The organism is Vibrio iocasae, from assembly GCF_042245395.1.
Classification (GTDB): domain Bacteria; phylum Pseudomonadota; class Gammaproteobacteria; order Enterobacterales; family Vibrionaceae; genus Vibrio; species Vibrio iocasae.
In genome coordinates this window covers 503619-514320 of sequence record NZ_CP145310.1, presented here as the reverse complement: position 1 = coordinate 514320, position 10702 = coordinate 503619, and the positions used below count along the sequence as shown (strand labels likewise).

Here is a 10702-nt window from a genome sequence, read left to right as displayed (position 1 = left end):
AATAATTGCTCCGTAATCTTTATACAGAGCAATTATTTACGACATCAATAGATAAAAAGTGTCTCAGTTTGCTGTCTTGGTAATCTAAAGACGATCATATGTCTTAATTTGCCAGCAATTGAGCATAGGACGAGGCATCATGAAGTTCTAAATTAAGTGCTTTAGACTGCATCACCAGTTCAGAAACCTGAGCGGCATTGTCTTTTGCCTGCTCACCAAACCTGTCGAGGTGGTTGTTTTCAAATCCAACTCTAACATCTCCTCCTAGCAACATCGCGGTCGTTAAGCATTGATGCTCTTTAGGGCCAAATGCACATACACCCCAACGCTCATAGTCCAATAGCTCTTGAGTAAAAAAAGGCAGTAAGTCTGTTGGTTCTGACATTTGATTCTTGTGGTATCGACCCAACACTAACAAAGCATGGCGCCCCTTTTGGGGTAAAACCCCATCCTGACAAAGAGATAGGTATCGATTAACATCTTCCCGATCATACAAAATGTACTGTGCAAGCACGTCTTGGTCGGACACCCAACGGAAAAACGACTCTGCTGTATTCAGATAGCTATCATCTGGAATTAATTCTCTCAGAGCAAAAGATGCTGCTGGCGGACAAGTCTCTTTAATCAACACCATTTGTTGTTCTGGCGAGTATTGACCGATTGCCTCAGTAGTCAACTGGATAATCACACTCTGCTTCACTTCCTGCTTCAAGGTGTCTAACAGTATCAGGTTGTCATCAATGGCTAGGCTGTGCTTGCCATGATTGTCTCGAGCATGAACATGTACCATCGCTGATCCTGCATCACGACAAGCGATCACATCATCGACAATTTCTCTGACAGAAATAGGCACTGCCGGATGATCAGATTTTTGTTTTCTGGCTCCGTTAGGCGCAGTGATAATAGCGACTTTCTTGTTCATCTTGCTGCTCCTTTACATCCCAATTTGACGCGCACTCTTTTATTGCCGTGGTGAGTTTACAAACCAGCTCCTCTACCTCGTTATCACTAATGATAAAAGGAGGAGCAAGCAAAATGTGGTGACCAGATTTACCATCAATGGTGCCTGACATCGGATAGCACATTAATCCAAGTTCCATCGCTTTTGCTTTAATCTGTTTATGTGCTGGTGTCGTACTTGCCAGAGGTTGCCTGGTCGCTTTATCCGATACCAACTCAACGCCTAAAAACATCCCCTTGCCTCGAATATCCCCTATGTAAGGCAAAGGTGAAAGCTCTTTTACTAATAAGCTTTTTAGCTTCTCTCCCTGAACCTTAACTCGCTCCAATAAGCCATCAGACACAATGGTCTTAACCGTGGCGAGCGCTGCAGCACATGCCATAGGATGTGCCATAAAAGTATGCCCATGCTGAAAAAAGCCGCTACCTTCGGCAATAGCATCGTATACTTTGCTGCTCGCAAGCACAGCACCGACTGGCTGATACCCAGCGCCTAATCCCTTCGCAACTGTAACCAGATCCGGTACGATTTCTTCCTGTTCAAAGGCGTAAAAGGTACCCGTTCTTCCTACGCCACACATCACTTCATCGAGTATGAGAAGTACACCATACTTATCACACACTTCGCGCACATATTTGAAGTAGTGCTTCGTTGCAGGCACTGCTCCTGCGGTCGCTCCCACAACCGGCTCGGCAACGTAAGCCATAACCGATTCAGCGCCAACAGAAAGGATGGTTTCTTCCAGTTCCTCCGCAAGCCTTTTCGAGTATTCGATTTCAGACTCAGTCGGTTTTTGATCACGATAAGCGTAACAAGGAGAAACATGGTGAACGTCAGAAAGAAGAGGTTCAAATTGTGTACGACGCCACTGGTTTCCACCTACAGCCAGGGCCCCTAGAGTGTTCCCGTGATAGCTTTGCTTGCGTGCGATAAACTGGTTTCGCTTTGGCTGCCCGATTTCAACAAAGTACTGCCTAGCCATCTTTAGTGCAGATTCAACTGCTTCGGAACCACCACTGACAAAGTAAACATGATTAAGAGGTTCCGGAGCCAAATCGGAAAGAAGTTTAGCAAGCTGTTCAGAGCTATCTGACGTAAAGAAACCCGTATGAGCAAACGGTACAGACTCCATCTGCGCCATAACAGCTTGCTTCACCGCTGTATGGTTGTGCCCCAGGTTTGATACCGCAGCTCCCCCACATCCGTCGAGATAACGCTTGCCATCGCTATCATATAAATAGACACCCTCACCACGTACGACAGTTGGCAACTGACTATGGCAATGGCGATGAAACACATTTGACATTCCTGAATCCTCTATTAGTTTGCTCACCCAGCGCTATAGATAACTCCCGAACAAAAAACAGACAATCGAATACTTTTCAGGGGGCATGACCAAATGGAATGGCATTGACAAAATTGGTGCATCGCATCACTGTGGTGCACATAGGATCAATGTGTTACGTGTAAAATTTGACACCTTTATTAAGCAAATTGTATACATAATCGAAATGCATGAGAAAACGGAATGGCCTCATATTTTGTGGGGTTAAATCAGTAAGGAAGACGAAATGATAAAAGGAAGTGAACTACCCTCGATTAAAGCGCTTCGTACCTTTATGGCAGTATCCAGCACCATGAGTTTTTCTAAAGCTGCGGAAGAGCTCGCCATTTCTCAGGGTGCTGTAAGTAAACAGATTTCGGCACTGGAGCGTCAGTTAGGCCAGCCTTTGTTCCATCGCCATATCAATGGAATCGAACTCACCAATGCAGGAAAACGTTACTTACCTAAAGTATCTGAGGCTCTACAAATCATTCAATCCTCTACTGCGAATGTACTGCAGTCTGATCAAGAAAGAGACCTACTTACCGTTAATGTCACCCCTTCTTTTGCCAGTTTATGGTTGATAGAGAAAATTGAAGCGTTCACTCAGAGGTTTCCCCATATACAGGTCAGCATTAAAACCGGGGATGGCATGGTGAAAAACAGCAATAGCGATCACGATATCTTTATCCGCTGTCTTCCCCTATCCCAGCATTACGAACATGCAACTCTGCTGCAGAAAGAAACGCTGTTACTCGTGGCATCCCCGACACTGACCAAAAAGAATCCCATCAGGAAAAAAGATGACCTCAATAAGCACCATTTTATCCCTCAGGTAACACGTCCTCAGTTGTGGGAGCAGTTTAAGAATGAACTCGAACTGAGCTTTGAACCCGATTATCGTCGAGTCGGGTATGAACATTTTTATATGTCTTTAACAGCGGTGACGGATAACAGAGGTATGGCTCTATTGCCAGATTTCATGGTGGCACCAATGCAGAAGAAGGGATTACTGGTAAATCCGCTGAGTATGCGCATGAAAAGCTCATTTGGCTATTACGTTATCATTCCAAGTTATAAAAAAGGATTGAGGAAAGTGTACGAGTTTGAAAGCTGGCTAAATAACGAGCTGGGTGAGAATTAATACAAAAAAATATCTGGTCGGAGTCCATATTCTCCTAATTGCGTAAGAATGGTTCTATACTAATAGTGTTACGCAAAGCAGGGTTATTATGGAATGAAACCAATTAGCGCTATAACCATAGCTATTTTTTCTATGAGTAGTCAGCTCTATGCCGCTGATAACGTGTTGGTTTTTTCCGCAATTGACAACATAAATACAGAGAACCCTACAGTAAAAGTTCTGGAACACGCCTACCAAAAGCTTGGTATTGAGATCAAGTTTCGAAGCCTTCAGGGAAACCGCGGTATAGCTTTATCCAATAAAGGGATTCTGGACGGTGAAGTGTTACGTTCAAAAAGCATTGAAGGCAACTTTCCTAACTTAATCCGTATCGATTTCCCGATGGACTCTTCTCAGCTACATTTTTTCGTAAAGCAAGGTAACGAGTTTAAAGTTGACGGTTGGGGAAGTATTCCTGATGGCTACTCCCTGGGTTACCCTGACGGGCTGAAAATTATTCAAACCGCGATCAGTAAACACAATCTTGATGCAGACAAAAGTAATAGTCTGACTGGGATGTTCAAAAAGCTAGACGCCGGAAGAACCGATGTGGCTGTCGCCAGGGTCGAAAGATGGGAACTGATTGATCATATGGGACTGGAAGATATCGCAGTGTTAGAACCACCAATTGAGACACACTTCCTATACCACTACCTTCACAAAAGCCACGCTGATCTGGTGCCAGAAATCACGACAACGTTGAAAGAGATGTGGGAAAGCGGAGAGTTTGATCGCATCTGGGATATGTACAATCACCACTAATCATGAACAGATAAAAAATGACAAACAAACAAAAACGCCAGACCGAAAGTCTGGCGTTTTAACGTTTGTGACTGGCTTACAGTTATACGATGAACTGATTCAGAATCTTCTCTTGGTCCCTCACGTTTTCTGCCTGAACCTGCATTGCAACACTCGCATTGTTTGCCCCTTCAGAAACCATCACGGACAGATCTTTAATCTTCTGAGTATTGGTATTGATCTCTTCAGATACCAGACTCTGTTCTTCAGCGGCCGATGCAATTTGAAGGTTCATGTCCGATATCTGCTCAATAGATTGTCGGATTCGCTCAAGAGCCATTGTCGCCTCTTGTGCGTACTCAACCGTACTTGCAGCAGTCTCGTTACTCTTACCCATTGCATTAGCAACAGAAGAAGCACCCGCTTGAAGTTGCTCAATCATACTACGTATCTCTGTAGTCGATTCCTGAGTTCTTTGGGCCAGATTACGTACTTCATCTGCTACGACCGCAAATCCCCGTCCCTGCTCACCAGCACGAGCCGCCTCAATCGCGGCATTCAGTGCCAAGAGGTTTGTCTGTTCTGCGATATCGTTGATCACTTCCAATACCGTCTCGATGCTTCCGGTTGCTTCTTCCAGGTTCTTCACTTGTTCAACCGCATCCTGAACACTACCAGATAGATCTGAAATAGAGTTAGTCGTATTAGCTACGATATCTGCACCTGCCTGAGTCGCTTCATTAGCTTCAAGCGCTGCCGATGAAGCACTTTGAGCATTGTCGGCAATGGTGTTAGCCGTCGCAGACATTTCATTCATCGCGGTCGCAAGCTGTTCTATTTCCTGCAACTGCTCATTCATTGCGCCTACCGATTCATTCGCTGCACCTGATGTGGCTTCCGCTCCCCTTAAGATCTCTTCACTTATTCCTTTAAGGTTACGAATTCTGGTTTGTAGATTTTCGGTAAACTCGTTAAAACCCGCAGCCAATGTTGAGAACTCTTTGTCTGTATTAGTGCTGAGTCGCTGAGTCAGGTCACCCTGTCCCGAAGCAACGTCTTTTATTGCATCGTTCAGACTGTCTAGTGGCTTCATCAACTGATAAATAAGCGCTAGAAGCAATACAATACTGATCACAACGGATATCAGAGAGAAGATGGTTGAGCTGTTTCTTGTTTCAGTCACACCTTCAAGTAATATGGTTTGATCCAGCGCGGCACCTATATACCAACCATACTCTTCAACTTCTACAAATCGGAACTGATAATCATCACCATCCATTTCAACGTACTGCACACCTTCTCTCAGATTAATATCTGGATGGTACTTAGAAAACGGCTGACCATTTCGTTCTTCTTCCGGGTGGGCAATATAAGTACCATCGTCCGCCACAATGAACAGAGTACCTGCGTTAAATAGGTCTACTTTGTTTACGATTTCTGCCAAACCAACCAAACTTACGTCAAAGAATACCGCTCCGCGAAATTTGCCATTCTCTTTAAGTGGGGTAGCTATCGAGATAAGAATTTCTTTCGTTACCGAATCGGCATATGGAGAAGTGACGATCAAGCCATTGGCCGCTTTCGCATCCTTATACCATGGACGAACACGAGCATCCCAGGTTGGTCCTGGGTCCCAGCTAGCGGTTCCTGGAATAGCTTTACCATCGGTTTCCAAACCAGCACCAACCAATACAAAAGGTTTCTTTAAAGAGGGTTGATCTAATATGGAACGAATACCTTCTGGTGTAGAATGCATGTCGGCCATTTCGGTGGTATAAAGAGCCAGATCGCTTCGACCTTTCATCTCAGCAACTATATTGTCGTCGACACCATTCAGAATATCGTTCAGGCTAATTTCCAGTGACTCTTCTATTTCAGCTTTAATACTGAAATACTGAAATGCTGACACTGCAAACGCACTGATAAGAAATAAAGCTGCAGAAGCAATAACAATCTTGTGAGCAAACTTCATTTTAACTCCCTGTCTATTAACTTGCGTCCTATTGAAGCAATTCTATTTTTCATTAAAAAACATATTGTTACAATATGAAACGCATTGCAAAACCAGCCTAGCCCATTATTATTTCTTTATTTTGTTATAGCACGCATCTATCACTATTTTTTATCAATATAGGAAACTGTTAACTTGCTCTTCTCTATAGAGTGATAAAGCGCATATAACCCTAATTGAGTACTATTTATTACATCGAATTATTTTGAAGTGAAACGCCTAGAACAAAGGCTAGTCAGAGAGGTGACATGATAGGTCTGACTAAGTATTTAAGACGTATCTCTTAATACTTAGTATAGACACTAATTGGAAATATCTAATTAGAGGGTAACTTCGTCCGATTGGCGTGCAACAACATCGGCATAGAACCAGTTTTTGGTTTCGAAATCTTTTTTCTCAAGCTTATTTAGCATCATTTTAGCCATCTCTTCACCCACACTCCGGGTGTCATACTTGAGAGAAGTGATTGAAGGTTTGCTAAATCGGCTCAGTTCGTAATCACCATAACCAGCGATTGCGATGTTTTTACCTGGCTGATAACCCAGCTCTTCACAGGCTGCGATAGTACCGTGAGCCATAGTGTCATCAGCACAAAGAATCGATGTAGGACGCTCTGCAAGCGACAGGACCTGTCTGGCCATTTTTATCGCATCTTCTTCACTCAACTCACCATTGAGCAAAAGCCTCGGGTCAAATTCGATACCCGCCTCTTTTAACGCTTTTTGGTAACCTCGCTTTCGGGCCTGTGAGAAGGTCAGCTCTAACGGTGCGTCAAGGAATGCGACACGCTTATGTCCCATGTCTATCTGTCTTTTAGTCAGGTTGTACAGTGCAAGTTCGTTATCGACATCAACAAAGCTGTCTTCTTTGTAACCTTCATCATGACCCAGACAAACGTATGGGAACTTCTGCTCTTCCAGCATCTGTATCCTGCTGTCATTCGTGCGGGTACGAACAATAAACAACCCATCAACCAATCCGCTTTTAATAAAGTCAGAATAGACCTTGGACTCATCTTGCCATTCTGCAACCGTAGTTGCGATAAGCTGATAGTCATGTCTTGCTAAAAAAGCGGAAGCCCCCGTCAGAACTTTTGAGAACGCGGGAGAAACGAACATACGTGAGTTTGCAGGAAGAAGGATTCCCACATTTCGTGATTTGCCAGAAGCCAGCCTTTTAGCCGTAGGATTAGGTTTATAACCAATATCTTTAGCTGCCTGTAATACCTTCTTACGAGTCTCAGGATTGACATCGTGATACCCGTTCAATGCACGCGATACCGTTGATTTAGAAAGTCCAAGATGTTCAGCTAGTTTTTTTATAGACATGATTCTGTTTTAAACCTTAATTACCAAGGCAACCCCTGAAGGCGGTTGGCCAGCCAACGAATTTAACACATTGAGATCGAATAAGCGGTATAAATTTCAACCAAGTGATCAGGTGCTTATTTATACCGCTTAAAACATGTGAGCTATGTCCGCTTAGATTCTTTCTTCCGTCTGTGCATCAAATAGCAGTACACGAGAAAGATCGACCAGTAGCTCCATCTTGTTACCGCGCTCTACTTCAGAACGAAGGTCAAGACGCGCTTTTACTTTTTCTTCTCCTAGAGAGAACAACACTTCTTTATCGAAGCCCATTGGTTCAACAAGATCAATTGCAATATGGTCAAAGTTAAACGTCGTATCACTCTCAGCGAAGAACTCTTTGTCGTTGAAGAAGTCAGGGCGGATACCCACTTTCACTTCCATACCTTCTGCCGGTACTTCACCGTCAAAATGAACACTTGATAGAAGGTTACGCGGCAGTTTGTAATCACCTAGCTGCAGGTAGTCTGCAAACAAACGACCTTCAAGAATGTTCATCGATGGAGAACCAATGAAGGTCGCAACAAAGATGTTGTTCGGGTTCAGGAAGATATCCATCGGTGAACCCACCTGCTCAATGATACCGTCACGAAGCACCACAACCTTGTCTGCTAGCGTCATCGCTTCAACCTGATCGTGGGTTACGTAAACACTTGTACGACCAAACTTGTTGTGAATCTGAGCAATCTCAGTACGCATGTGGTTACGTAGTTTCGCATCCAGGTTCGACAAAGGCTCATCGAACAGGAAGCAGTCAGCGTCACGCACAATTGCACGGCCCATGGCAACGCGCTGACGCTGACCGCCTGAAAGATCCGCAGGCTTACGCTTAAGGTAGTCTTCCAGCTTCAGCATGGTCGACACTTCTTCAAGACGACGCTGTACCTCAGCCTCGTCCATCTTCAGACGACGAAGTGCAAACACGATGTTTTCTTCCACTGTCTTATGTGGGTAAAGCGCGTAGTTCTGGAACACCATCGCAATATTACGATTCTGTGGTTCTACGTCGTTCACCACGCGATCACCAATAGTAATCTCACCAGATGTCGCTTGCTCAAGGCCAGCTATCATACGTAGCGTCGTTGATTTACCACAGCCAGATGGGCCAACAAGTACAACAAATTCACCATCTTCGATATCCAGGCTGATGTTCTTAACAACCTTAGTATCACCATAGTTTTTAACGATATTTTTTAAAGAAATAGAAGCCATAATATTAACCTTTCACACCGCCGTCAGTTTTACCGCCATCCATATGACGCATTGCGAACAAGAAGCAGATAATTACCGGAGCCAGCGTCAGCATAGAAGCTGCCATAATGCGGTCCCAGATTGCGTTTTTCGATACAAACAGCTCTTGCAGAGCCAGCGGCAATGTATAGAACTCTTTAAATTGTTTCAGGAATACCGAAGCAAACAGGTATTCGTTCCAGCCGATAATGAAGCAGTACATAAAGACTGTCGCCAGCATCGGTAGTGACAGTGGCAGTACCACTTTCCAAATCGCCTCTTTACGGGAGTAACCATCCATCATCGCTGCTTCTTCCAGAGCAAACGGGATAGTACGGAAGTAGTTACCCAGCATGTAAAGTGCGACCGGCAGTGTCTGAACTATGTAGATAGCGAACAGACAAAGAACACTCCCCCACATACTGCTGGCAAGGCCAACATTCACCGCCATTTGATAAAGTGGCACCATCAGTAGTACACCACCCACCATGTAGACAAACAGGACTGAGCGCTGGACGATCACCTGACCTGAAAATCTCAGTCGGCTGATGGAATAAGCCCCCATCACAGCAAATACCATAGAGATAAGCGCAGCACCTGCGGATAAGCCAAAGCTGTTCAGCATAAAGCGACCAAACGGGAATACGTCTTCAGTATTCGTGAATTTCGCTAAAATCGCGTCTTTCTTCGCTTGTGGCAGCTTAGGGTTGTCCAATACTTTTTGAATTGCTGGTGGTACTTCAACCACTTTTTCATCAGCCAGTCCAAGTAACTCTTTATACGCATCCAGGTTGACTACCTGTGGTATCAGTGACGGGTTACCCCAGTCAAACTGATGCTTTAACGATGTAGACAGAATCTGGGCAAATGGCAGTAGGCAGAAGCTTACTAGTAGCAGGATGGCCAGTACGAACCCGATACGTCCCTTAATAGTTTTTTTACCTAACATAATCACTTACCACTTAAGAATTTTCTTAACATAGAACCAAATCAGCACACAAAGCACACCGAACTGGATAACCGAGGTTGCCGCTGCAAGACCCTGGTCGATAACACCGGTAAATGCCTGGTAGTAGGTAAATACAGGTAGTGTTTCTACGTTTGGCGCCAACAGGAACACATCTTCAAATCGGTTCAGGTTCCAGATAAGTCGCAAGATAACGACCGTTGCCAATACAAAGTAGATTTCCGGAAGCGTCACGTGGAAGAAGCGTCCAACCGGGCCATAACCATCAATGGCAGCCGCTTCATACTGATCTTTCGGAATAGAAGTCAGTTTCGACAAAATCAGCAAGTAGGCAATCGGGAAGTGTTTCCACACGTCGAAGATTATTACCACCCAAACCGCTGAGTCTGGTTCACCGATTAAGTTTGTTCGTTGGTCCAGTATGTTCAGTACATCGACCATCATCCAGTTGAAGACACCGTTCACCGGGTCAAACAGGAACTGCCAGCCGAATACAACCGAGATAACCGGAGCAAAATAGGGCATTAAAATTGCCGCACTTACCAAACCGCGACCTTTAAATGGTTCGCGCATTAGCAACGCAACCGCCAGACCTAAAAGTGTTGTACCTGCAACGGTACCAAACAGGTAAATGCCTGTCGTCGCGATAGATGCGTAGTAGTCAGGGTTAGACAACAGTCTTGAGTAGTTCTCCAGCCCGACAAAAAGTTTGTCACCGTTCAGCTTGACATCAAAAAAGCTAAGGTAGACGTTAAAAACAATTGGATAGAGTATCAGCAGGCCGATAATACCTAGTGTCGGAGCCACTAGTTTCCAACCAAACCGAGCTTCTGCTCTCTCTAATGGAGTCATGGGTATTTCCTTTCTTAATTTGGAATGCACTTACCACACATTCCTCGTTAAGTACTTATGAGATTA

9 protein-coding genes are annotated in these 10702 nt (G+C 44.5%); 2 read left to right on the top strand and 7 right to left on the bottom strand.

The annotated features are described in order from the left end of the window. Positions 1-103: 103 nt before the first annotated feature. Together SNR28_RS02350 and SNR28_RS02345 are read right to left on the bottom strand one after the other, a co-directional pair. Entirely contained in the window at positions 104-922 is an 819-nt protein-coding gene (locus SNR28_RS02350) for a 3-keto-5-aminohexanoate cleavage protein (protein ID WP_375749414.1), read from the bottom strand. Then, positions 888-2267 carry an aspartate aminotransferase family protein gene (locus SNR28_RS02345; RefSeq protein ID WP_375749413.1) on the bottom strand — a complete coding sequence of 460 codons (1380 nt, stop codon included), beginning with the start codon at positions 2265-2267 and terminating at the stop codon, positions 888-890. Before SNR28_RS02345 ends, SNR28_RS02350 begins: the two co-directional genes overlap by 35 nt. 265 nt (positions 2268-2532) lie before the next feature. Here SNR28_RS02345 and SNR28_RS02340 point away from each other — a divergent pair, with 265 nt between their 5' ends. Together SNR28_RS02340 and SNR28_RS02335 are read left to right on the top strand one after the other, a co-directional pair. Continuing rightward, positions 2533-3429 carry a LysR substrate-binding domain-containing protein gene (locus SNR28_RS02340; protein ID WP_375749412.1) on the top strand — a complete coding sequence of 299 codons (897 nt, stop codon included), beginning with the start codon at positions 2533-2535 and terminating at the stop codon, positions 3427-3429. Between the two features lie 93 nt (positions 3430-3522). Beyond that, positions 3523-4230: a substrate-binding periplasmic protein gene (locus SNR28_RS02335; protein ID WP_375749411.1), complete on the top strand. Its 708-nt coding sequence runs from the start codon at positions 3523-3525 to the stop codon at positions 4228-4230. 82 nt (positions 4231-4312) lie between these two features. Here SNR28_RS02335 and SNR28_RS02330 read toward each other — a convergent pair whose 3' ends face one another. The 5 genes from SNR28_RS02330 to SNR28_RS02310 all read right to left on the bottom strand — a co-directional run bounded on the left by SNR28_RS02330 (position 4313) and on the right by SNR28_RS02310 (position 10636). Then, complete coding sequence (locus tag SNR28_RS02330) at positions 4313-6181, bottom strand: methyl-accepting chemotaxis protein (protein ID WP_375749410.1); 1869 nt, start codon at positions 6179-6181, stop codon at positions 4313-4315. A gap of 359 nt (positions 6182-6540) precedes the next feature. Next, entirely contained in the window at positions 6541-7548 is a 1008-nt protein-coding gene (locus SNR28_RS02325; protein ID WP_375749409.1) for a LacI family DNA-binding transcriptional regulator, read from the bottom strand. Positions 7549-7701: 153 nt separating this feature from the next. Beyond that, positions 7702-8799 (bottom strand): ABC transporter ATP-binding protein, encoded by a 1098-nt coding sequence (locus SNR28_RS02320; RefSeq protein WP_375749408.1) that lies wholly within the window; start codon positions 8797-8799, stop codon positions 7702-7704. A 4-nt stretch (positions 8800-8803) separates the two neighbouring features. Further along, positions 8804-9766 carry a carbohydrate ABC transporter permease gene (locus SNR28_RS02315; RefSeq protein WP_375749407.1) on the bottom strand — a complete coding sequence of 321 codons (963 nt, stop codon included), beginning with the start codon at positions 9764-9766 and terminating at the stop codon, positions 8804-8806. A 6-nt stretch (positions 9767-9772) separates the two neighbouring features. Next, positions 9773-10636: a carbohydrate ABC transporter permease gene (locus SNR28_RS02310; RefSeq protein WP_375749406.1), complete on the bottom strand. Its 864-nt coding sequence runs from the start codon at positions 10634-10636 to the stop codon at positions 9773-9775. Between the last annotated feature and the right edge of the window lie 66 nt (positions 10637-10702).